Consider the following 23,208-nt stretch of genomic DNA (forward strand, 5'->3'; position numbering starts at 1 on the left):
GGGCCCGATGCACGCCAAGGTGCGGATGCAGTCCGTCGCGGCCGGCGTGACAGCACGTTACCCCAGCCGCGAGCGTCCCTTGGCCCATCCGCCGGCAGGCTCCGATCTGGAGCCGGTGATGGGTGACTACGGGTTTCCGCTCATCGGCCATCTCCTTAGCTCGATCGTCGAACCGCTCGACTTCGCGCGTCGTCGCTATGCTCGCTTCGGTCCGGTGAGCTGGGTCGGGGGCGTGGGTTTCCGCATCGTGTCGCTCATGGGTCCGGAGGCGCTCGAAACCGCGTGGATCAACAAGGACAAGGCGTTTTCCAGCGCGCGCGGATGGGCGCCGGTGATCGGTCCGTTCTTCCATCGCGGGATCATGCTGCTCGACTTCGACGAGCACCGAGACCACCGCCGCATCATGCATCAGGCGTTCACCCGCACTGCTCTCGACGGCTATCTCGCACTGATGAGACCGGGCATCCGGCGCACCGTCGGCGACTGGCCGGCGGCGCCCCGGTTTCCGTTTTACTCGTCTGTCAAGCAACTGCTGCTCGACCAGGCCGCCGAGGTCTTCGTCGGGACCACCCTCGGCCCGGAAGCCGACCAGCTGGCCGCCGACTTCCACGCCACGGTGCATGGCGGTCAGGCGATGATCCGCGCCGATGTGCCGGGTGGGGCGTGGGCTCGGGACCTACGAGCCCGGGAACGGCTGGAACGGTACTTCGCCGCCCAGATCCCCGACCGCCGCGCGGGCCGCGGCACCGACCTGTTCTCGATGCTGTGCCACAGCCGGGGCGAGCGCGGTGAACGGTTCAGCGACACCGACATCGTCAATCACATGATCTTCCTGTTGATGGCGGCGCACGACACCAGTGCGATCGCCATCTCGATGCTCGTCTACGAGCTGGGCCGGAACTTGGACTGGCAGGACCGGCTGCGGGACGAAGCACTTCACAACGCCAACGACGAATTGACCCTCGCTGATCTCGACGGCGGATACCCCCTGCTCGACGCCGCATTCGACGAGATCCTGCGGATGTACGCCCCCGCGGGAACGCTGTTCCGGCAGGCAGTCACCGACACCGAGGTTGCCGGACACTTCATCCCGCGTAAGAGCCAGGTGGCGATCAACGTCTACGACTCGATGCGGTTGGCCGACTGGTGGCCCGATCCGGACCGGTTCGACCCCGGTCGGTTTCTCGGTGGCGCGGACGCCCGGCCGGTGCACCGCTACGCGTTCGCCCCGTTCGGTGGCGGGGTCCACAAGTGTCTCGGTCAGCAGTTCGCCGACATGAACGTCAAAGCCGTGATGCACCAGTTGCTGCGCCACTTCGACTGGCACGTCCCTGTCGGATACCGTCCGGTGATGACCTGGGGTACCGGCCCGACGCCCGCCGACGGGCTGCCGATCACGCTGCGCAGGAGGGGCAGCGAGCATCGGCGCAACGGGACGTGACCCGCCGGCGGCCCCGCGACCGGGTCACCCGTCGGGCTTGGTGCCGCCGAGCTGCTCGGTGACGGCGTCGGCTGTCATCACCACCGCCCGCGCGCGCTCCCGGATCTCGTTGTCAGTCAGCGCTTTCCCGACCTGCATCGACACCACCATGGCCTGCCGCCGGTAGTGGTCGAACACCGGCGCCGAGATCACGCTGATGTCGTGGCGGGTCTCGTCGTCGTCGGTGTCGCGCAGGTACACGCGCTCACCGATGTCCGAGACGAGTTCGCCGAGCAGGGCGCGCAGTTCGTCGGGCAGGGTGGCCGACACCCCGGCCATCATCGCGTACAACCGCCGTCCGCCGGGCGTGAGCCGTTCCACCAGATAGCCGGAGCGTCGGCAGTCGGCCACCACCCGGTCGCGGCGCTCGGTGTCGGTGCGCAGCGGAATGGTGGGTTCCCGGGCCAGCCAGTCGCGCAAGGAGTCGTCGTCCCACAGCACGAACATCAGGCCGACCGGGGGAGCGAACGGGTAACTCTGTCCCACCTGCACGCCGACGTCGGCACCCGGTGGGCCGACCAACTCCAGCAGCGTGATGCGGTCGTCGACGACGGCCGCCAGCGCGGCGGTGGTGCCGAACTCCGAGGACAGCCGGCGCAGCTGGTCACGCGCCGGCGGTCCGATCCGCATCGATTCCTGTGCGACGTGCCCCAGCGAGATCAACGACGGGCCCAGCCGATAGGTCTTGTCGGCCGGGTCGCGCACCAGGTAGCCGGATTCGGCCAGCGTGATGACGATGCCCAGGCAGGTCGGCTTGCTCTGACCGACGCGTCGGGCCAGTTCGGAGACGCCGAACCGGTCATGCGGATGCCGGGCCAGGAAATCGAGGACATCGACGACGCGCTGCGTCGGCGGCGAGGCTCGCCCACCCATGCGTCCCTCCAGCGACGTTGACTCGAACTAGAACACGTTCTAATCTCGGATCAGAACTCTACCAGTCCGGTCCAATATTGAACCGTGGAGGCGCTTCCCGCATGTATTCCCAGCCCCTGGTCGACGCCATCGCCGAGGCCGAGGGCCTCGTGGCGGCCGCGCCGTTCATCGAGTCCGAAGCCGACCTGCTCGAAGGGCTGCAGTACCTCGCGGGCTGTATCGCCGCATGTACCCATGTCGGCTTCGACTACGACCGGGACCACCCGTTCCTGCACAGCGGCACCGGGCCCTTCACGAAGATGGGCCTGGACAACCCCGACACCATGTATTTCGGCACCCGCGTGCAGCCCGGCCACGAGTACGTGGTCACCGGCCGGCGCGGCACCACCACCGACGTGAGCTTCCAACTGCTCGGCGGTGAGTACACCGACGAAGTCGTGCCCGACAGCGAAACCGCGTTCGACGACCGCAAGCTCGACATCGCCGCCGACGGCACCTTCGAATGGCGGTTCACCCCCGAGGTGCCGTCGCAGCTCGTCATCCGTGAGGTCTACAACGACTGGTCCGCGCAGCGCGGGACCTTCGCCATCGCCAGGACCGACACTGCGGGCACGGCGCCGCCTCCGCTGACCCGCGAGCTCATCGAAAAGCGCTACGCCGTGGCGGGCAAGCAACTGGTGCAGCGCGTGAAGACGTGGCTGCAGTTTCCGCAGTGGTTCTACAACGACAGCGAGCCCAACACCATGGTGGCCCCTCGCCTGACTCCCGGAGGCCTGGCCACGCAGTATTCGTCGGCCGGCCAGTTCGATCTGACGCCCGACCAGGCCCTGGTGATCACGCTGCCGGTCACCGACGCGCCGTACCTCGGCTTCCAGCTGGGCAGTCTCTGGTACATCTCACTGGACTACATCAATCATCAGACGTCGCTGAACGGCACCCAGGCGCAAGCCGATCCGGACGGAAAGATCCGGATCGTGGTCTCCGAGCGCAATCCCGGGGTGACCAACTGGGTGGAGACGCTCGGGCACCGCAAAGGCTTTCTGCAGTTCCGCTGGCAGCGGGTGTCCCGTGAGATGACGGCCGAGGACGGGCCGACGGTGGAGCTGGTCGCGGCCGACAAGGTCGCGGAATCGCTGCCGTACTACGAATCGAACAAGATCTCAGAAGAAGACTGGCGGGCGCGGATTGCGTTACGCCAGAGGCAGATCGGCGAGAGAATGGTGGGTTGACGGTGGCCGGATCCGAAGGGCTTCTGCAGGACAAGGTCGTGGTGATCAGCGGTGTCGGACCCGCGCTGGGCACCACGCTGGCGCGGCGGTGCGCGGAGGCGGGTGCCGACCTGGTGCTGGCGGCGCGCACGGTCGAGCGTCTCGACGACGTCGCCAAGCAGATCACCGATCTCGGTCGGCGCGCGGTGTCGGTGGGAACGGACATCACCGACGACGCGCAGGTCGACAATCTGGTCGCCGAGACCCTCAAGGCCTACGGCAAGGTCGACGTGCTGATCAACAACGCCTTCCGGGTCCCGTCGATGAAGCCACTGGCCAACACCACGCTCGAGCACATGCGTGAGGCGATCGAACTGACGGTGTTCGGCGCGCTGCGGATGATCCAGGGCTTCACACCGGCCCTGGCCGACGCCAACGGGTCGGTGGTGAACGTGAACTCGATGGTGGTGCGCCATTCCCAGGCCAAGTACGGGGCCTACAAGATGGCGAAGTCAGCGCTGCTGGCCATGTCGCAGTCGCTGGCCACCGAACTCGGCGAGCAGGGGATCCGGGTCAACTCGGTTCTGCCCGGCTACATCTGGGGTGGCACGCTGGAAAGTTACTTCAACCACCAGGCCGGCAAGTACGGCACCACCGTGGACGAGATCTACAAGGCCACCGCGGCGGCCTCGGACCTCAAGCGCCTGCCGACCGAGAACGAGGTGGCCTCGGCGATCCTGTTCATGGCCAGCGACCTGTCCTCCGGCATCACCGGCCAGACTCTCGACGTCAACTGCGGGGAGTACAAGGCCTGATGGCGCGAAGACGAGCGCGAGTGAGGATCGCAGCGAGGAACGAGCGAGGACCGGAACGAGTGGGAGTCGAGCCATGACGGCGCGAAGACGAGCGCGAGTGAGGATCGCAGCGAGGAACGAGCGAGGACCGGAACGAGTGGGAGTCGAGCCATGACGGCGCGCACCGATGTGGGGACCGTCGAGGACCTGCACGCCTCGGCGACCAAAGCCTGCGGCCTGGACGATTTCGGTGCCGACGACGACAACTACCGCGAGGCCCTCGCGGTGTTGCTGGACTCGTTCGCCCGGGATGCTGCGCTGACCGAGTTCGGTAGCAAGATGAACCGGTTCTTCGTCCGCAACGCACTCGTCGCCCGGCTGGTCTCCGAGGCGGCGTTCAAGCAGTACCCCGAGCACGCCGACGTTGCGATCGAGCGGCCCATCTTCGTCACCGGGCTGCCTCGCACGGGGACGACGGCGTTGCATCGCCTGTTGGCGGCCGACCCCCGCCATCAAGGGCTCGAGCTGTGGCTGGCCGAGTTTCCGCAGCCGCGTCCACCGCGCGAAACATGGGCGGACAACCCGGTCTTCGCCCAGCTGGACGCGCAGTTCACCAAGGCGCACAACGAGAACCCGGACTACACCGGTCTGCACTACATGACCGCCGACGAAGTCGAGGAGTGCTGGCAGCTGTTGCGTCAGTCGCTGCATTCGGTGTCCTACGAGACGCTGGCGCATGTGCCGACCTACGCGCAGTGGCTGGCCAAGCAGGACTGGAGCCGGCCGTATCGGCGGCATCGGCGCAATCTCCAGCTGATCGGCCTCAACGACGTCGAGAAGCGGTGGGTGCTCAAGAACCCGAGCCACCTGTTCGCGCTGGACGCCCTGATGGCGACCTACCCCGACGCGCTGGTGATCCAGTGCCACCGGCCCGCGGAAACCATCATGGCGTCGATGTGCTCGCTGGCCCAGCACACCACGGAGGGCTGGTCCACGAAGTTCGTCGGGGAGACCATCGGAGCGGACTCGCTGGAGACCTGGTCGCGCGGGTTGGAGAGGTTCAACACTGTTCGCGCCCAGCACGATCCGGCGCAGTTCTACGACATGGACTACTTCGACCTGATCGCTGACCCGGTGGCGACGGTCGAAGCGATCTATCGCCACTTCGGTATCGACATGACCGACGAGGCCCGTGGGGCCATGCAGGCCAGCCATGAGGCGAGCAAGCAGGGCCCCCGCGCGCCCAAGCACACCTACTCTCTTGCCGACTACGGGTTGACCGAGGAGCAGGTCAAGGAACGCTTCAGGGAGCTTTGACTTCAGCCGTCGCCGGGGGAGGGGGCGCTGGAATACTCCTCGAGGCAGCCCTCCGACACCGCATGCCGGATGCTGTCCGATAACCGGGGGCATGCGCGCTCGCGGGCGGGGTCGCCGCCGGAGTCGCGGATCTCGGTGAAATAGGCGCAGCGCTGCGTGGCCGCGGAACTCCACTGCACTGACGTGTGCGCCGGTCCGAGCTTCTTCACCCGAACCGAGACGTGGCAGTGCCGGCAATCGACCTCCGCGAGACCGGAGTTGAGGTAGCGCTCGCGGTCCCGTGTGGTGCTTTCGGCCACCGCCGACGCCCGCACCGGGTCGGAGGCGAAATCCGGAGCTTTGCGCCACGACCCACCACTGTCACCGTCGTGTCCACCATGGCCGTGCTCGTGGTCGTCGTCGTGGCCGCCGTGCAGCAACAGCATGGACCGGGCCAGCCGGTCGACGTCGGGCGGTTGCTGCTCGGCAGCCATGATCAGGAGACCTCGGTGGGTTGCTCGGCTTCTGCGGCAGCGTCGTTGCGGGCCTTCAGGTTCTCCTCGACCTCCACCTGCCACTTCTCGTTGGCGATGGTGGTGTCGACCTCAATTTCGAAGCGGTCGGTCATCTCGGGGGTGACGTCGGCGGCATCGACGTAGAACTGCTGGTACCAGCGTCGCATCTGATAGACCGCGCCGTCCTCTTCGACCAACAGCGGATTGTCGATGCGGGTCTTGTGCTTCCAGATCTCCACGTCCTGCAGGAAGCCCTTGCTGACGCCGTCGGTGAAGGCGGTCGCCAGCTTCTCGGTGGTCTTGTCGTCGAGTCCCTTGGGCTTCTCGACGATGACACCCCACTGCAGCACGAACGAATCCTGGGTGACCGGGTAGTGGCAGTTGATCAGGATCGACTCGGCCTTGAAGTCGCCGTATGTGTTGTGCAGCCAGTTGATCATGAACGACGGGCCGAAGTAGCTGGCCTCGGAGTCCAGCGATGCGTCCCCGTACGCGGTGCCCATGTCGTTGACGTCGGGACGGCCCACGTTGTGCAGGTACTGACTGGCGATGTGCCCCTCGAAGACGTTCTTGAAGTACGTCGGCAGCCCGAAGTGGATGTAGAAGAAGTGCGCCATGTCGGTGACGTTGTCGATGATCTCGCGGCAGTTGCTGCCTTCGATCAGCATCGTGTTCCACTTCCAGTCGGTCCACTCACCGCTGGCCCACTCCGGGATGTCCGGAATGCGGACCTCTTCGTGCGGTGGGTTGCCTTCGTGGTCGTGCCAGACGAACAACAGACCGCCCCGCACATCGGTGTGCCAGGCGCGGGTACGGGCCAGGCGCGGCGTGCGCTTGGCGTACGGCACCAGCTTGCACTTGCCGTCGCCGCCCCAACGCCAGTCGTGGAACGGGCAGGCGACCTCGTCGCCCTTGATGGTTCCCTGTGCCAGATTGCCGCCCATGTGCCGGCAGTAACCGTCCAGGATCTTCAGCTCGCCCTGCGAATCGGCGAAGACCACCAGCATGGTGCCGAAGATCTCGATGCCGTGCGGCTTGCCGTCCTGAAAGTCCTTGACCGGCCCCAGGCAGTGCCAGCCCCGCGCGAACCGATCGGGCAGCGTGCCGGTGTCGATCTCGCGAATTGTCGCGGCTCCCGCAGTTGACTCGGTGCTCACGTCGGGCCTCCCGTTGTTGGCTTCTAACTAGAACACGTTACAGTTTTTCGCTGCGTGGACGCAATCCGATAGGCGTTCACCTGCGCAAAAAGTGACCAAAGACCCTCTCGGCTCCGAGTACCCACTGGCCCGTGGTCGATACCCGTGTGTCCCGCGCCGATCAGGTCGATATAGTGGACACTGTGTTCACTAATGCAGCGGTCCTGTCGCCGACTGCCGTCGGTGCCGAGGGCGACCGACGGCCCCGGCCCTGGCAGGCGGTCGCCGCCGCCACCTTCGCCATCGCCTGGGGCGGAAACGAGTTCACCCCGCTGCTGGTCATGTACCGCGACACCACAGGCTTCTCTCCGCTGACCGTCGACCTGCTGCTGTTCGCCTACGTGCTGGGCATCATCCCTGCGCTGCTCGTCGGTGGTGCGCTGTCGGATCGCCTGGGCCGCAGACCGCTGATGATGCCGGCGCCGGTGCTGGCGGCTGTCGGCTCGCTGATCCTGGCGCTCGGCGCGCACTCGGCCCTGGTCCTGGCTGTGGGCAGGGTGTTCAGCGGTCTCGCGCTGGGCCTGGCGATGGCGGTCGGTGGCAGCTGGCTCAAGGAGCTGTCGAGCCCGCCTTTCGGGGACGGCGGATCGGGTGCGCGCCGGGCCGCGATGAGCCTGACGGCCGGGTTCGGGCTCGGTGCGGCGGCGGCGGGTGTCCTGGCGGAGTGGGGGCCGGCGCCGGCGGTGATGCCCTACGTGATCAACATCGCGATGGCGCTCGCGGCCGCGGTCCTGCTCGGTACCGCACCGGAGACCCGAACCCCCGCCCGATCCGGGCGCGCCTGGTGGACCGATCTCGCGGTGCCGGCCGCTGTCAGGCGCCGGTTCCTGACCGTCGTCGTACCCATCGCACCCTGGGTGTTCGGCGCCGGGGCGACGGCCTACGCCGTGCTGCCTGCGCTGATGTCCGAGCACGTCACGCAGGCGCCCATCGCGTTCTCGGCGCTGATGTGTCTGGTCGCGCTCGGGGTCGGTTTCGGAGTGCAGCACGCGGGCCGGCGGGTCGTCGGCGACGGTATCGGCGGTGTGGTGGCGGCCTTGGTGTTGCTGGTCGCAGGGATGGCGATGGCCGCCTGGGCGGCCACCGTGCTGACGGTGTGGGCGGCCCTGCCGGCGGCGGCCGTGCTGGGCGCCGGTTACGGCCTCGCGCTTCTGGCCGGGTTGCAGCAGGTCCAGCACATGGCGGGTCCCGACGATCTGGCGGGACTGACGGCCGTGTTCTACAGCCTCTGCTATCTGGGCTTCGGTGTGCCGGCGGCCCTGGCGTTCCTGTCGGGAACCCATGGGTTGTCCTATCCGACGATGTTCGTGGTGGGCGGGTGCGCGGCGGTCGGCTGCCTGACCGCGGTGGTCTGCGGGAACAGGAGAACCGCGGCAATAAGCTGACGGCATGGTCAGCCGGCGCGGTCGCCCCCGCAGCTCCGCCGTCCGCGAGAAAGTGGTGCGCGCGGCGGCCGACCTCGCGCTCGACGGGGGTCCGGGAGCGGCGACGGTGGACGCCATCGCCAAACGCGCCGAGGTGAGTCGCACAACCATCTACAAGTGGTGGCCGTCCGCTTCGGCGATCGTGCTGGAAGGGCTGCTGGACTCGGTGCGGGACACGATCGTGCGTCCGCCCGGCAGCACGACGGTGCAGGCGTTGGAGCATCACGTCGGCGCGCTGTTCGGCCTTGTCGCCGATCCCGCGGTGGGGCCGCTGCTGCGTAACGTCATCGCCGCCTCGGTATCCGACCCGGCGATCGAGCGCGCCCTGATGGATCAGTGGATCACCCCGCGTCGCGCGGCGGTCGCCGTGACGCTGCGCGACGCCGTGGCGGCCGGGGAACTGCCCGCCCGTACCGACGTCGAGGTCGCGGTCGACGCCCTGGTGTCGCCGCCGTACTACCGGCTGATGCTGGGGATGGCGCCGCTGGACGACGCCGGAGTGGCTGCCCTGGTGAACACCGTGTGGTGTGGATGCCGAGCCACTCGGAAGGTTAGCGGCCCGTAGGCCCTGCGAGCCGCCCTTGGTGGTGCCCGGCGTCGGCGTTGAGTTCCAAGCGGGGGCGCCGTTCGCGAAGGGAACGGTCGCTGTCGCAGGAACTCCTCTTGGTAGTACGTGTCGAGACAAAACGTATGATGGCTGGTCCTGGAGCCGCGATATTTCGGGCGATTACCCACTGGATATTGACCGCAGCGTCCGTGTGGTCATACGTTTCTTGCGTAACTGTCTTATAAGCTCAGTGGAAGTGAGGCCAGGATGGCCGCGCACAGCACCGCACCCAACGTCTTTGAAGCTGGCCTGCCCACCCTCGACTACAGCCTGGCTGCCACGCCACACGACGTGGTCGATGCTGCCCGGCAGGCGCAATCGCTGGCGCCTGTCGCCATTGGTCCCCTTGGTCCGGAAATCCTGTCTTACCACCTGGTTCGCGAGATACTGCGAGACCACAGGTTCAAATTGCCGCCAGGTATCACGCTTGCGGCGCAAGGCGTCACGTCGGGACCGCTGTACGACAAGATGGCCAACAGCCTCTTGGGACTCGATGGGCCACCGCACGTCCGGTTGCGCAAACTGGTCTCCAAGGCGTTCACGCCACGTGCAACATCACGTCTGGATGAGACGATCCGCGCCGTGGTGAATACGCTGATCGATCGGGTGGAAGACGCAGGACGGTGCGACGTCGTCACCGATATCGCTCGCCCCTACCCCACGCCGGTGATGTGCGCGCTCCTCGGTGCGCCTCCCGAGGACTGGCAACTGTTCGCCGACTGGACAGAAGAGATATTCAAGGCGCTGAACTTTCAGCCGGATGTCACCTTCGACGAAGCGGCAATCATGGGCGCGTGGCGCGAACTCGATGCGTATGTCGATGACATGGTCGCGGCCCGCCGAACCAATCTGACCGACGATCTGCTCTCCGAGCTCATCCGCGCGGAAAGCGAAGGTGACCGTCTTGATCTCGACGAACTCCGGATGTTGGTGGCCGGCTTCTTGATGGCCGGGACTGATACGACCCGAAACCAACTGGCGGCATCAGTGCAGGTTCTCTGCGAGCATCCAGATCAGTGGCAGAAGCTGCGCGAGCACCCGGAACTTGCCATGCACGCTGTCGAAGAGACCATGCGACATTCACCAGCAGTGTGTATCGCGCCACGCGCCGCGGTCGAGGATGTCGAGTTCGGCGGCTACCTGTTCCCGGCGGGGACCTTTGTCCTTGCGAACACCTTCGCCGCCAACCGCGATCCGGCGATCTATGCCGATGCGGATCGCTTCGACATTTCGCGCAAGGACGTTCCGGCAATCATGACCTTCGGCGGAGGCGCGCACTACTGCCTCGGGGCGAACCTCGCGCGCCGTGAATTGGCCGAAGCGCTCGTCGTCCTGACTCGGCGCCTTTCCGTCGCCCATCGCATCGGTCCCGCACCGTGGAAGTCCCTGCTGGGCATGACCGGTCCAACGACACTTCCGATCGAATTCACCAGCGAACAGCTGGTAGGTGCTGATGCGTAGTCGTGGGTGGGCGGGCGCCACCCCGTCATCGGATGAGGAGGCCATCTCGCGAATTCTGAATGCGGTGGACGACGAGGTCGCCCAGCACGGGTCGGCCATACGCCTTGCCGACGTCGCCCGCAGGCTCGGTGTCACCCGTCAGACGGTGTACCGCTACTTTCCGAATGCTGACGCACTACTCATCGCCAGCGCGATGCGTGCGGTCAACGGGTTCATCGACCAAGTGATCGAACGCGCCCACGGCCTCAACGACCCGGTCGCTGCGATTGTCGAGAGCGTGTCGTTCGGCGTCGAAAATCTCGCCGGCGACCCACAGCTGGAAGCTCTCCTGGCGCGACAACCGGGGGGCGAAGCCGCCGTCTCGCTCACCTCTGACACCGCGATGGCGTTCTGCTTGTCGGTATTCCGCCGTCTTGACGTCGATTGGACACTTCACGGGTTTGACGACGCTGCGCTGGATGAACTTGCCGAGATGACCCTACGTACAGCTCAGTCCCTTCTCACTGATCCCGGACAGTCACAGCGCGACGGCATCGCACTACGCCGCTTCGTTAGACGATGGCTCGGACCCGCGATCCTCTATCCACGGCTGACGTCGCTGTCGCGATGAGGTCCTCTCGCCGGACGACCGGATGAGAATCGCCGGGGTGAGAATGCTGTCGAGCTGGCACCGGGCGACATGTCCTCGACCGACGCCTACAGCCCATCGGATGGCAACGGGAAGCTCGACATCCGTCAAGCTCGGGCACAACACCCGAAACCATTGTCAGACGAGCTCTACTTGTCCTGCCAGCCTGAGTGGATGTAGGTGTCGGCGAAGCGCTTCAGCGAGTCCTTCTTCTTCTCGATCGGCGCGTCGAAGCCCAATCCGTCGAACACCCAGGGGATCACGATGTTGTCGGTGACCCCGGCCTCGGCGAGCTCACGATGACCGTCCACGCCGAATTTGTCGATACACACCGCCTGGAACTCGAATGGTTCGTCAGCGCGGCCGTATTCGGCACGTAATGCGTTGAGCTTGCCGATGGTCTCGGCCAGCTGGTCACCCGTCATCATCGCGCTGGTCCAGCCGTCACCCACCCGGGCGGCCCGCTTGAGCGCCACCTCGGTGTGTCCGCCGACGTAGAACGGCACCGGCTTGCTGGGTGCCGGACTCATCTGCAGGCGGTCGAAGTCGTAGAACTGACCGTGGAACTCGACCATGCCGCCGGCCAGCACCAACTTGATGACCTCGATCATCTCGTCGACCCGTTTGCCGCGCTTGGCGTAGGGCACCCCGCACCATTCGAACTCCTCAGGTGCCCAACCGATTCCGACGCCGAAGCCGAACCGGTTGTTCGTCAGGTTGGCCACCGAGCCGACCTGACGTGCCAGCAGCAACGGGTTGCGCGAGCCGAGCTTCATCACGTTGGTGTAGAAGCGCAGCGTGGAGGTCACCGCGCCCATGGCACCCGCGGCGATCAGCGGGTCGACCCAGGGGGTGTCCTCGTTCCACATCCGCGACCCGTCGGGTGTGTACGGGTAATCGGCCGCCTGCTTTTCCATGTAGAACAGCGAGTCGGGAAGCGCGATCGAATCGAAGCCGACTTCCTCGGCGGTGCGCGCGATCTCGACGAGCTGGTCGACCGGGCCCATGGCGACGCTGCAGGTGTACTGCATCCGGCTCATGAGGCGGAGGAGGCCGGTTTCTCGCTGCCGACAACCCACATCGAGTAGTACTGGGCGCCACCGCCGTAGGCGTGTCCGAGCGCCTTCTTGGCGCCGGGAACCTGGTGATCGCCGGCCTTGTTCATCACCTGGATGGCCGACTCGGCGAAGCGGATCATGCCCGACGCGCCGATCGGATTGGACGACAGCACCCCGCCGGACGGGTTGAACGGGATGCGCCCGCCGATGGCGGTCTCGCCGGCTTCGGTGAGCTTCCAGCCCTCGCCCTCGGCGGCGAAGCCCAGGCTCTCCAGCCACATCGGCTCGTACCAGGAGAACGGCACGTACACCTCGCCGACATCGATCTCGTCGATGGGGCTGGTGATGCCGGCCGCCTTCCACAGCGCCGCGGCAGCGTCGCGGCTGGCCTGCGGGTTCACCTGGTCGCGCCCCGCGTACGCGAGAGGTTCGGTGCGCAGCGCGGTCGCGTGGATCCATGCCACCGGGTGACCCTCGGCGACGCGCGCGTCGGCGGTGGCTTCGTCACCGATCACCAACGCGGCCGCGCCGTCGGAGGACGGGCAGGTCTCGTCGTATCGGATCGGATCCCACAGCATCGGCGACTCGAGCACCTTCTCCAGCGTGATGTCGGGCTGATGAAGATGTGCCAGTGGGTTTTTCGCGCCGTTGAGGCGATCCTTGACCGCGACCATGGCGCCGATATGCGTCGGCGCTCCGGAGCGGCGGATGTAGGCGCGGATGTGCGGGGCGAAGTAACCGCCGGCGCCGGCGCCCACCGGCTTGGTGAACGGCACCGGGATGCTCAGCGCCCACATGGCGTTGGACTCCGACTGCTTCTCCCAGGCCATGGTCAGCACGCGCCGGTACTTACCCGACTGCACCAGGCTTGCGGCCACGATGGCGGTCGAGCCGCCCACCGAGCCCGCGGTGTGCACGCGGATCAGCGGTTTGTTCGTCGCGCCGGTGGCGTCGGCCATGAACAGCTCCGGCATCATGACGCCCTCGAAGAAGTCCGGCGCCTTGCCCACCACGACGGCATCGATGTCGTCCATCGTGCAATCGGAGTCGGCCAGAGCCTTGTCGATGGCCTCGCGCACCAGGCCGTTCATCGACACGTCCTTGCGTTTGGCGACGTACTTCGTCTGCCCGGTGCCCAGGACGGCGGCGAGATTCTTCTTTGCTCCGTCAGCCATGTCTCAACGCCCTTCCAAAACCGCGACCAGATTCTGCTGCAGCGCAGGCCCACTCGTTGCGTGGGCGAGTACCCGGGATGCCTCGCCGGCGAAGACGTGGCGGGCGGCGAAACCGATGCGCTCGAGGCCCGCCGAGAACATCGGGTTGGCGGCGAGCGCGCCACCGGACGGGTTGATCTTCGTGCTGTCGGACAGTCCGATCGCCTCGGTCAGGATGAGCTGCTGATGGCTGAACGGAGCGTAGATCTCGGCGAGCTCGATGGAGGAGGCGTCACCGTTGGTGGCCGCCGCCGCCGATGCGGCCGTCGACGGCGACGTGGTCAGCTCCCGGGCGCCGAGTACCGGCGTTTCGATGCGGTGCTCGATGCCCGAGATCCACGCCGGGCGCTCGCGCAACTCACGGGCCCGGTCGTCGGCGGCGAGCACGATCGCCGACGCGCCGTCGGTGATCGGTGCGATGTCGTGGCGACGCAGCGGATCGGCGAAGAACGGCTGGGCGAGCAACTCCTCGACGGTTCCGCCCGATTCGAGTCGGTCCACCCGCGGGCCGGCGGCCTGGGCGTCCAGGGCGACCTGGGCCATCTGCTCTTCGGTCCATGTGCCGGCGTCGAGGCCCATGCGCGCCTGCAGCCCGGCCATGCTCACCGAGTCGGGCCACAGCGGCGCGACGGTGTACGGGTCGGTCTGCAGCGCCAGCACCCGCCGCAACGTCCCGGCCGAAGACTTGCCGAAGCCGTAGACCAGCGCGGTGTCGACCTCCCCGGTGAGGATCTTGATGTAGGCCTCGTAGAGCGCCCAGGCCGCGTCCATCTCGACATGCGACTCGTTGATCGGCGGCACCGCGCCGATGGAGTCGATCGCTGAGATGAACGAAAACGCCCGTCCGGCAAGGTAGTCCGACGATCCGGAACACCAGAATCCGATGTCGGCCTTGGTGATGCCGAGGTCGTCGTAGATCTCGGCGAAGCACGGCATCAACATTTCGACACCGTTGGTGGTCCCGTCGGTGCGACGCACGTGCGGTGCGTGCGAGAACCCGACGACGGCAACTTCTCTGCTCACGAAAGTCCCTTTACAGGTGATGCTTGTAGGTGTCGTAGTCGGCGTCGGGTTCGCCCGTCGGCCGGAAGTACTCGATGTTGTCGATGCCCAGGCCCCATTCCTCGCGGGGCTTCCAGACCGCCTGCACCCGCATCCCCATCCGCACCTGGTCGGCCTCGATGTCGGCGACGAGGTGCAGCACCGGGATGTCGGCGCCGTCGAGCAGCACGTAGGCCGCCACGTAGGGCGGCTTGATCCGCTGCCCGGCGAACGGGATGTTGATGATCGCGAACGTCGTGACCGTGCCGGTGTCGGCCAGTTCGATGTACTGGTCGAGCGGCTGGCCGGTAGCCGGGTTGGCCTCTTTGGGCGGGAAGTACACCTTGCCGTCCGCGCCGGTGCGGGCCCCCAGCAGCTTGCCCTGTTCCAGCGCTCGCAGGAACGCGCTCTCAGGCTGGGATGCGGTGTGCTGGATCTCGATCCAACTGGGCACAACGAGCATCGTCACCGGGTCCAGCCCCTCCGGCGGCTCCGGCACGTCTTCGGCGGTGTCGCCGAGCGAGAAGTAGGCGATGTCGGTGATCGCGCCGGCCGGCTCGTCGACCCAGTGGACATGCACCCGGGCTCCGGTGCTGATCGCGTCGGGTCCCTCGGCCTCGACGGCGTGCAGCATCGGGGTGTCGGCGCCGTCGAGGCGGATCAGCGCCCACGCAAACGGCCGATCCAGCGGTTGCCCCTCCAACGGGTGGGACTGCCACGTCCACGACACGACGGTGCCCACGCTGGCCACGGGCACGACCTCGGTCAACGCCTCGTAGGTGACGGGGTCATACTCAGCGGGCGGAACCAACACGCGTCCGTCCGAACCGCGCACCCCGACGATGCGCCGCTCGCGTAGCGCGGTGAAGAACTGACCGAGGAGTGGTCCGACTGAACGGGTGTAGTCGAATGCCAGCTTCAGAGGAGCGGAAAGTGGCGGTTCATGCGGATCGATCTGCACCGGGCTGCTTTGGCTGGTGGTCACAGCATCGAGTAGAACAGGTTCTAAGAATGGTTTCAAGGGACGGCTGTGGCTTCCCGGAAAGGCGGATCGGATGAAACTGGGTCTGCAACTCGGATATTGGGGTGCGCAACCTCCGACCAACCATGCCGAACTGGTGTCCGTCGCCGAAGAGGTCGGCTTCGACACCGTGTTCACCGCCGAGGCCTGGGGCTCGGACGCCTACACACCGCTGGCGTGGTGGGGCCGCGAGACGACGCGGATGCGGCTGGGCACGTCGGTGATCCAGCTGTCGGCGCGCACCCCGACCGCGTGCGCGATGGCGGCGCTGACCCTCGACCACCTCTCCGGCGGCCGCCACATCCTCGGCCTCGGGGTGTCCGGTCCGCAGGTTGTCGAAGGCTGGTACGGCCAGAAGTTCCCCAAGCCGCTGGCACGGACCCGCGAGTACATCGACATCATCCGGCAGGTGTGGGCCCGGGAAGCGCCGGTACACAGCGACGGACCGCACTACCCGTTGCCGCTGACCGGGGAGGGGACCACCGGGCTGGGCAAGAACCTCAAGCCGATCACCCACCCGCTACGTCCCGACATCCCGATCATGCTCGGGGCCGAGGGACCGAAGAACGTCGCACTGGCCGCCGAGATCGCCGACGGCTGGTTGCCGATCTTCTACTCCCCGCGCATCGCGACCATGTACAACGAGTGGCTCGACGAAGGTTTCGCCCGCCCGGGTGCGCGGCACACCCGCGAGACGTTCGAGATCTGCGCGACCGCGCAGGTGGTCGTCACCGACGACCGGCCGGCGATCATGGACCTGATGAAGCCGCACCTGGCGCTCTACGTGGGCGGGATGGGCGCCGAGGGCACCAACTTCCACGCCGACGTCTACCGGCGGATGGGTTATGCCGATGTCGTCGACGAAGTCACCCGCCTCTTCAGGAGTGACCGCAAGGACGAGGCAGCCAAGGTGATTCCCGACGAACTCGTCGACGATTCGGCCATTGTGGGCGACCTGGCGTATGTGCAGGAGCAGATCAAGGCGTGGGAGGCCTCCGGGGTGACCATGATGGTGGTGGGCGCGCGTTCGGCCGAACAGATCCGGGATCTCGCCGCGCTGGTCTAGACACTTCTTGCAGTGTGTCTAGAACACGTTCTAGATTGACGGTGTGACCGAAGCCACGAACGCGTCCACACACACGATCGCCGGAACGGTGCTCACCATGCCGGTGCGGGTGCGCACCGCCCACCAGCACACCGCGATGTTCGTCGTGGACGCCGACGCCGCGCAGGCCATGATCGACTACAGCGGCCTGCAGGTGTGCCGGTTCGCCCGCAACCGGGCGATGGTGGTGCTGATGCTCATGCGCTACGAGGACACCGACCTGGGTGCGTACTACGAGTACGGCACCAACGTCATGGTCAACCCGCCCGGCTCGAGTGCAAGCGGGTTCTCGGCGCTGCAGTCGGCGGGCGCGTTCGTGCACCATCTGCCGGTCGATCAGTCCTTCACTCTGGAAGCCGGACGCACGATCTGGGGCTACCCGAAGGTGATGTCGGAGTTCACCATTCGCGGAGCGGATGATTCGGCTGGGGTTCGCGGAGCGGATGATTCGGCTGGGGTCCGCGGAGCGGATGGTTCAGCAGGAGTCCGGCAGGGCCGGTCGTTCGGCTTCGACGTCACGATCGACGGGCAGTTCGCCGTAGGGATGGACTTCCGGCCCGGCTTCCCGGTGCCCGCGGCGTTGACCGGACGCAAACAGGTGCACTCGACGTACTCCTATCTGGACGGCGTCACCAGGGAGACGCCGGGGGAGATGGTGATGACCGGGGTGCGGTACCGGCCCGGCGGGGTCACGGTGCGGTTGGGTGACCATCCCTACGCCGCCGAACTCGCGTCGCTCGGTCTGCCCAAGCGAGCGTTGATGTCCAGCTCGGCGGCCAACGTGGACATGACGTTCGGCGACTCTCGCGTCTTCTAGCCCGGCACCTCGAAGCAGCCACGAAAAGGAAAGTCATGACCTCGACACTGTCCGGCCTCGACGTCGATCTGGCCGACGGCAACTTCTACGCCGACCGCAACGCACGGGAGGCCTACAAGTGGATGCGGGCCAACCAGCCGGTGTTCCGCGACCGCAACGGACTGGCCGCGGCGACGACCTATCAGGCGCTGCTCGACGCCGAGCGCAACCCGGAGCTGTTCTCGTCCACCGGCGGCATTCGGCCGGACCAGCCGGGGATGCCGTACATGATCGACATGGACGATCCGGCGCACATCCTGCGCCGCAAGCTCGTCAACTCCGGGTTCACCCGCAAGCGCGTCATGGACAAGGTGCCGGCCATCGAGAACCTGTGCGACGCGCTGATCGACGCGGTGTGTGAACGCGGCGAGTGCGACTTCGTCCGCGACATCGCCGCGCCGCTGCCGATGGCCGTCATCGGAGACATGCTCGGCGTGCTTCCCGAAGAGCGTGACAAGTTGCTGCAGTGGTCCGACGACCTGGTGTGCGGACTGTCCTCGACGGTCGACGAGCTGACCATCCAGAAGCTGATGGACACGTTCGCCGCCTACACGGCGTTCACGATGGAGGTGATCGCCGACCGTCGCGCCAACCCGACCGACGACCTGTTCTCGGTGCTGGTCAACGCCGAGGTCGAAGGCCAGCGCATGTCGGATGACGAGATCGTGTTCGAGACGCTGCTGATCCTGATCGGTGGCGACGAGACCACCCGCCACACGCTGTCCGGCGGCACCGAGCAGCTGCTGCGTCACCGTGATCAGTGGGAGGCGCTGGTGGCGCAGCCTGAGCTGCTGCCCGGGGCGATCGAGGAGATGCTGCGCTGGACGTCGCCGGTGAAGAACATGTGCCGCACGCTGACCGCCGACACCGAGTTCCACGGCACGTCGCTGAAAGCCGGCGAGAAGATCATGCTGATGTTCGAATCGGCGAACTTCGACGAGTCGGTGTTCGGCGATCCCGAGAATTTCCGGATCGATCGCAACCCGAACAGTCACCTGGCCTTCGGTTTCGGCACGCATTTCTGCCTGGGCAATCAGCTGGCCCGTCTCGAGTTGAAGATCATGCTGACCAAGGTGCTGTCGCGGCTGCCCGATCTCCGGCTGGCCGACGACACCGCGCTACCACTGCGACCGGCGAACTTCGTCAGCGGGCTGGAATCCATGCCGGCCGTGTTCACACCTACCGCCCGGGTGCTGTAGCGCCCCTTCGGCGGTGCGCTCTTGCGTCGAGCGCCGTTCGGCGCCTCCTTGCACCCGCGCGCCGAGCGTGAAGTGAGTGCGAAAAGTCGCGCGGGTTTTCGCAGAGGATTCACGGCGGGCGAGCGGGCTGGTTGTCGTGGGCCGGACCTGCCCGGCCGGACCTGCCGCGGGCCGGAACCAGCCGATCGGACGTGCGTCCATGCTCTCGCTGTTCGTCGAGCGTGAAGTGAGTGCGAAAACTCGCGCGGGTTTTCACAGAGGATTCACGGTGGGCGAGCGGGCTGGTTGTCGTGGGCCGGACCGAGCCGATCGGACGTGTGTCCGTGCTCTCGCTGTTCGTCGAGCGTGAAGTGAGTGCGAAAAGTCGCGTGGATTTTCGCAGAGGCTTCACGGTGGGCGAGCGGGGCGGACCGGACCTGCCCGGCCGGACCTGCCGTGGGCCGGACCGAACGAGCGGACCCGCCCGGACCGAACGAGCGGACCCGGCCGGACCGAACCAGCCGGGCCGGAAAGCAGACCGTCGAAGCCGGCGCGACCGAACCAAGACCGCCGAAACGGCCCGGGCTACTTCATCTGGAAGTTCGGCGCCCGCTTCTCCTTGAACGCCCGCGGGCCCTCCTTGGCGTCCTCGGACAGGAACACCGGGATGCCGTTGGCGGTGTCGGGCTTGAAGGCCTCGTTCTCGTGCATGCCCTCGGTCTCGCGGATGGTCTTGAGGATCGCCTGCACGGCCAACGGACCGTTGTTGTTGATCACCTCGGCGATCTCGATGGCCTTGTCCAGGGCAGAGCCGTCTGGCACCACGTAACCGATCAGCCCATAGGACAGCGCTTCGGCGGCGGTGATGTGCCGGCCGGTCAGCAGCAGATCGCAGGCGATCGTGTAGGGGATCTGGCGCACCAGCCGCACGGCGGACCCGCCCATCGGGTACAGGCTCCACTTCGCTTCGGAGATCCCGAACTTCGCGCTCTCGCCGGCGATGCGGATGTCGGTGCCCTGCAGGATCTCGGTTCCGCCGGCGATGGCCGGGCCTTCGACAGCGGCGATCAGCGGCTTCTTCAGCCGGCGGCCCTTGAGCAGACCGTCGATGCGCGACGGGTCATAGCTGCCGTCCTTGAACGAGTCGCCCGGCGGCTTGGCCGAGGCCGCCTTGAGGTCCATGCCCGCGCAGAAGTAGCCGCCCGCCCCGGTGAGGATGCAGCTGCGGATCTCCGGATCTTCGTCGACGCGGTCCCAGGAGTCGACCATGATCGAGAGCATCTCGCCGGAAAGCGCGTTGCGCGCCTCGGGGCGGTTCATGGTGACGATCAGGGTGTGTCCGCGCTGCTCAACGAGGCAGTCGGCCTGCTTGTCGGGGTCGCTCACAGATGTCCGCCTTCCAGCGTCGTTGCCACAGACTTGTCTCGAAATGTAACACGTTCTAGTTTAGAGCTGTGGCTCTGAATATCGCCGATCTCGCCGAGCACGCCATCGACGCCGTGCCTGACCGCGTCGCCCTCATTTCGGGTGACGAGACGCTGACTTACGCCGAGTTGGAGGAGAGGGCCAATCGTCTGGCGCACTACCTCATCGACCAGGGCGTCAAGAAGGACGACAAGGTCGGGCTCTACTGCCGCAACCGCATCGAGATCGTCATCGCGATGCTGGGCATCGTCAAGGCCGGCGCGATCCTGGTCAACGTCAACTTCCGCTACGTCGAAGGCGAGTTGAAGTACCTGTTCGACAACTCGGACATGGTGGCTCTCGTGCACGAGCGTCGCTATGCCGACCGGGTGGCCAACGTGCTGCCCGAGACGCCGAACGTCAAGACCATCCTCGTGGTCGAAGACGGCACCGACGAAGATTTCCAGCGCTACGGCGGCGTCGAGTTCTCCTCCGCACTCGAGCAGGGCTCCCCGGAACGCGACTTCGGCCCCCGCAGCGAGGACGACATCTATCTGCTCTACACCGGCGGCACCACCGGGTTCCCCAAGGGCGTGATGTGGCGTCATGAGGACATCTACCGAGTCCTGTTCGGCGGCACCGACTTCGCAACCGGTGAACCGATCGCCGACGAATACGGGCTGGCCAACCAGGCCAAGGAGAGCGGGCCGATGGTCCGCTACCCCATCCCGCCGATGATCCACGGGGCCACCCAGTCGGCTACCTGGATGGCGTTGTTCTCGGGCCAGACCACCGTGCTGGAGCCGGAATTCGACGCCGACAAGGTGTGGCGCACCATCCACGAGCACAAGGTCAACCTGTTGTTCTTCACCGGTGACGCGATGGCGCGGCCACTGCTGGATGCACTGCTGGCTCATCAGGACGAGGGCAACACCTACGACCTGAGTTCGCTGTTCCTGCTGGCCAGCACCGCGGCGCTGTTCTCGACCAGCCTGAAGGAGAAGTTCCTCGAGCTGCTGCCGGATCGGATCATCACCGATTCGATCGGATCGTCGGAGACCGGCTTCGGCGGTTCGAGCGTGGTGGCCAAGGGGCAGTCACACACCGGCGGGCCGCGGGTCACCATCGACAAGAACACCAAGGTGCTCGACGAGGACGGCAACGAGGTCCAGCCGGGTTCGGGCAAGCGCGGTGTCATCGCCAAGTGCGGCCACATCCCGGTGGGTTACTTCAAGGACGAGAAGAAGACCGCCGAGACGTTCAAGACGTTCAACGGTGTGCGTTACGCGATCCCGGGTGACTTCGCCGAGGTGGAGGCCGACGGGACGGTGACGATGTTGGGCCGCGGTTCGGTGTCGATCAACTCCGGCGGCGAGAAGATCTATCCAGAGGAGGTCGAGGCCGCCCTCAAGGGCCACCCCGATGTCTTCGATGCGCTGGTGGTCGGTGTGCCCGACCCGCGCTTCGGCCAGCACGTCGCGGCCGTTGTGCATCCCCGCGAGGGCGCCAAGCCGCGCCTGGGAGATCTGGATGCGTTCGTGCGCAAGGAGATCGCGGGCTACAAGGTGCCGCGCAGCCTGTGGCTGGTCGACGAGGTCAAGCGCTCGCCCGCAGGAAAGCCCGACTACCGCTGGGCCAAGGACGTCACCGAGCAGCGGCCGGCTGACGAAGTGCACGAGAAGCACGCGGCAACGAGCTCGTAGGCAGGAATGAACATGAGAACCGAACTCTGCGATCGCTTCGGCATCGACTATCCGATCTTCGTCTTCACGCCCTCGGAGAAGGTGGCGGCCGCGGTGACGCGGGCCGGCGGCCTCGGGGTTCTGGGCTGTGTGCGGTTCAACGACGCCGACGACCTCGAGAACGTGCTGTGCTGGATGGACGAGAACACCGACGGCAAGCCCTACGGCGTCGACATCGTCATGCCCGCCAAGATCCCGACCGAGGGTACCTCGGTGGACATCAACAAACTGATCCCGGCCGAGCACCGCCAGTTCGTCGACAAGACGCTCGCCGACCTGGGCGTGCCTCCGCTTCCGGAGGACGAGGCACGATCCGAAGGCGTGCTGGGCTGGCTGCATTCGGTGGCCCGCAGCCATGTCGAGGTCGCGCTCAAGCATCCGATCAAGCTGATCGCCAATGCGTTGGGCTCACCGCCCAAGGACGTCATCGATCAGGTGCACGAGGCCGGGGTACCGGTGGCCGCGCTCGCCGGTTCGCCGAAACACGCGCTACGCCATGCCGAGAACGGTGTGGACATCGTCGTCGCCCAGGGCCACGAGGCCGGTGGCCACACCGGTGAGATCGGCTCGATGGTGCTGTGGCCCGAGATCGTCGACGCGCTCGACGGCAAGGCTCCGGTGCTCGCCGCGGGCGGGATCGGCACCGGCCGGCAGGTGGCGGCCGCACTGGCGCTGGGCGCGCAAGGGGTGTGGATGGGCTCGGCGTTCCTGACGTCGGCCGAATACGACCTCGGGGAGCGGCTGGACTCGGGTCGCTCGGTGATCCAGGAGGCCATGCTGCGCGCCACCTCCGCGGACACCGTGCGTCGCCGCATCTACACCGGCAAGCCCGCCCGACTGCTCAAGAGCCGGTGGACCGATGCCTGGGATGCGCCCGACGCTCCCGAGCCGCTGCCGATGCCGCTGCAGAACATCCTCGTCAGTGAGGCGCATCAGCGGATGAGCGAGTCGGCCGATCCCACTGCCGTGGCGATGCCGGTCGGTCAGATCGTCGGCCGGATGAACGAGATCCGGCCGGTCGCCGACATCATCGCCGAACTGGTGGCCGGTTTCGAGGAAGCCACGAAACGGCTGGACACGATCCGCGAGGGCTGAGCCCGCGGTATA

Annotated in this window: 21 protein-coding genes; 13 read left to right on the forward strand and 8 right to left on the reverse strand. The window is 66.6% G+C overall.

Translation table 11 applies throughout. The features are described 5' to 3' along the window. The first annotated feature begins 7 nt into the window (after positions 1 to 7). Positions 8 to 1,441: a cytochrome P450 gene (locus J3476_RS03785; protein ID WP_207065238.1), complete on the forward strand. Its 1,434-nt coding sequence runs from the start codon at positions 8 to 10 to the stop codon at positions 1,439 to 1,441. Positions 1,442 to 1,465: 24 nt separating this feature from the next. Here J3476_RS03785 and J3476_RS03790 read toward each other — a convergent pair whose 3' ends face one another. Beyond that, positions 1,466 to 2,353, reverse strand: a complete 888-nt coding sequence (locus J3476_RS03790) for an IclR family transcriptional regulator (RefSeq protein ID WP_207065203.1) — start codon at positions 2,351 to 2,353, stop codon at positions 1,466 to 1,468. A 101-nt stretch (positions 2,354 to 2,454) separates the two neighbouring features. Here J3476_RS03790 and J3476_RS03795 point away from each other — a divergent pair, with 101 nt between their 5' ends. The 3 genes from J3476_RS03795 (at position 2,455) to J3476_RS03805 (ending at position 5,672) form a co-directional block, all read left to right on the forward strand. Beyond that, positions 2,455 to 3,582, forward strand: a complete 1,128-nt coding sequence (locus J3476_RS03795) for a hypothetical protein (RefSeq protein WP_207065204.1) — start codon at positions 2,455 to 2,457, stop codon at positions 3,580 to 3,582. Between the two features lie 2 nt (positions 3,583 to 3,584). Next, positions 3,585 to 4,376 (forward strand): SDR family oxidoreductase, encoded by a 792-nt coding sequence (locus J3476_RS03800; protein ID WP_207065205.1) that lies wholly within the window; start codon positions 3,585 to 3,587, stop codon positions 4,374 to 4,376. A gap of 150 nt (positions 4,377 to 4,526) precedes the next feature. Next, a complete protein-coding gene (locus J3476_RS03805) occupies positions 4,527 to 5,672 on the forward strand; it encodes a sulfotransferase (protein WP_207065206.1) in 1,146 nt (381 codons plus the stop codon). A gap of 2 nt (positions 5,673 to 5,674) precedes the next feature. On the opposite strand, the gene J3476_RS03810 is transcribed toward J3476_RS03805, so the two are convergent. Together J3476_RS03810 and J3476_RS03815 are read right to left on the reverse strand one after the other, a co-directional pair. Then, positions 5,675 to 6,145, reverse strand: a complete 471-nt coding sequence (locus J3476_RS03810) for a hypothetical protein (protein WP_207065207.1) — start codon at positions 6,143 to 6,145, stop codon at positions 5,675 to 5,677. Positions 6,146 to 6,147: 2 nt separating this feature from the next. After that, entirely contained in the window at positions 6,148 to 7,290 is a 1,143-nt protein-coding gene (locus J3476_RS03815) for a Rieske 2Fe-2S domain-containing protein (protein ID WP_373889017.1), read from the reverse strand. Positions 7,291 to 7,526: 236 nt separating this feature from the next. Here J3476_RS03815 and J3476_RS03820 point away from each other — a divergent pair, with 236 nt between their 5' ends. From J3476_RS03820 to J3476_RS03835, 4 genes are all read left to right on the forward strand, one after another. Then, positions 7,527 to 8,747: an MFS transporter gene (locus J3476_RS03820; RefSeq protein ID WP_207065239.1), complete on the forward strand. Its 1,221-nt coding sequence runs from the start codon at positions 7,527 to 7,529 to the stop codon at positions 8,745 to 8,747. 4 nt (positions 8,748 to 8,751) lie between these two features. After that, positions 8,752 to 9,351 carry a TetR/AcrR family transcriptional regulator gene (locus J3476_RS03825; protein WP_207065209.1) on the forward strand — a complete coding sequence of 200 codons (600 nt, stop codon included), beginning with the start codon at positions 8,752 to 8,754 and terminating at the stop codon, positions 9,349 to 9,351. A 249-nt stretch (positions 9,352 to 9,600) separates the two neighbouring features. After that, positions 9,601 to 10,854, forward strand: coding sequence for a cytochrome P450 (locus tag J3476_RS03830; RefSeq protein ID WP_207065210.1), 1,254 nt, complete (start codon positions 9,601 to 9,603; stop codon positions 10,852 to 10,854). Beyond that, positions 10,847 to 11,464, forward strand: coding sequence for a TetR/AcrR family transcriptional regulator (locus J3476_RS03835; protein WP_207065240.1), 618 nt, complete (start codon positions 10,847 to 10,849; stop codon positions 11,462 to 11,464). Before J3476_RS03830 ends, J3476_RS03835 begins: the two co-directional genes overlap by 8 nt. 167 nt (positions 11,465 to 11,631) lie before the next feature. Here the strand turns inward: J3476_RS03835 and J3476_RS03840 are convergent, their stop codons facing one another. From J3476_RS03840 to J3476_RS03855, 4 genes are read right to left on the reverse strand one after another with little or no spacing between them, the layout of a single operon-like run. After that, a complete protein-coding gene (locus tag J3476_RS03840) occupies positions 11,632 to 12,513 on the reverse strand; it encodes a TIGR03619 family F420-dependent LLM class oxidoreductase (RefSeq protein WP_207065241.1) in 882 nt (293 codons plus the stop codon). A gap of 5 nt (positions 12,514 to 12,518) precedes the next feature. Then, positions 12,519 to 13,715, reverse strand: coding sequence for a thiolase domain-containing protein (locus tag J3476_RS03845; protein WP_207065211.1), 1,197 nt, complete (start codon positions 13,713 to 13,715; stop codon positions 12,519 to 12,521). Positions 13,716 to 13,718: 3 nt separating this feature from the next. Further along, on the reverse strand, positions 13,719 to 14,777 hold the full coding sequence (locus J3476_RS03850; RefSeq protein ID WP_152518831.1) for a thiolase domain-containing protein: 1,059 nt from the start codon (positions 14,775 to 14,777) through the stop codon (positions 13,719 to 13,721). Positions 14,778 to 14,787: 10 nt separating this feature from the next. After that, the gene (locus tag J3476_RS03855; RefSeq protein WP_207065212.1) at positions 14,788 to 15,780 is read right to left on the reverse strand and encodes an OB-fold nucleic acid binding domain-containing protein; all 993 of its coding nucleotides are present in this window, start codon (positions 15,778 to 15,780) and stop codon (positions 14,788 to 14,790) included. Positions 15,781 to 15,850: 70 nt separating this feature from the next. Between J3476_RS03855 and J3476_RS03860 the strand changes: the two genes are divergently transcribed. The 3 genes from J3476_RS03860 (at position 15,851) to J3476_RS03870 (ending at position 18,976) form a co-directional block, all read left to right on the forward strand. Continuing rightward, a complete protein-coding gene (locus J3476_RS03860) occupies positions 15,851 to 16,882 on the forward strand; it encodes an LLM class F420-dependent oxidoreductase (RefSeq protein ID WP_207065213.1) in 1,032 nt (343 codons plus the stop codon). Between the two features lie 97 nt (positions 16,883 to 16,979). Next, on the forward strand, positions 16,980 to 17,738 hold the full coding sequence (locus J3476_RS03865) for an acetoacetate decarboxylase family protein (protein WP_207065242.1): 759 nt from the start codon (positions 16,980 to 16,982) through the stop codon (positions 17,736 to 17,738). A 35-nt stretch (positions 17,739 to 17,773) separates the two neighbouring features. Beyond that, positions 17,774 to 18,976, forward strand: coding sequence for a cytochrome P450 (locus tag J3476_RS03870; RefSeq protein ID WP_207065214.1), 1,203 nt, complete (start codon positions 17,774 to 17,776; stop codon positions 18,974 to 18,976). 564 nt (positions 18,977 to 19,540) lie between these two features. Here J3476_RS03870 and J3476_RS03875 read toward each other — a convergent pair. Then, complete coding sequence (locus tag J3476_RS03875) at positions 19,541 to 20,275, reverse strand: crotonase/enoyl-CoA hydratase family protein (RefSeq protein WP_286182581.1); 735 nt, start codon at positions 20,273 to 20,275, stop codon at positions 19,541 to 19,543. 134 nt (positions 20,276 to 20,409) lie between these two features. Here J3476_RS03875 and J3476_RS03880 point away from each other — a divergent pair, with 134 nt between their 5' ends. Together J3476_RS03880 and J3476_RS03885 are read left to right on the forward strand one after the other, a co-directional pair. Then, positions 20,410 to 22,062, forward strand: coding sequence for an acyl-CoA synthetase (locus tag J3476_RS03880; protein WP_207065215.1), 1,653 nt, complete (start codon positions 20,410 to 20,412; stop codon positions 22,060 to 22,062). A 12-nt stretch (positions 22,063 to 22,074) separates the two neighbouring features. Further along, the gene (locus tag J3476_RS03885; protein WP_152518826.1) at positions 22,075 to 23,196 is read left to right on the forward strand and encodes a nitronate monooxygenase family protein; all 1,122 of its coding nucleotides are present in this window, start codon (positions 22,075 to 22,077) and stop codon (positions 23,194 to 23,196) included. Positions 23,197 to 23,208 lie beyond the last annotated feature (12 nt).

It is taken from the genome of Mycobacterium sp. PO1 (assembly GCF_017312405.1).
In the GTDB taxonomy this organism is placed as follows: Bacteria; Actinomycetota; Actinomycetes; order Mycobacteriales; family Mycobacteriaceae; genus Mycobacterium.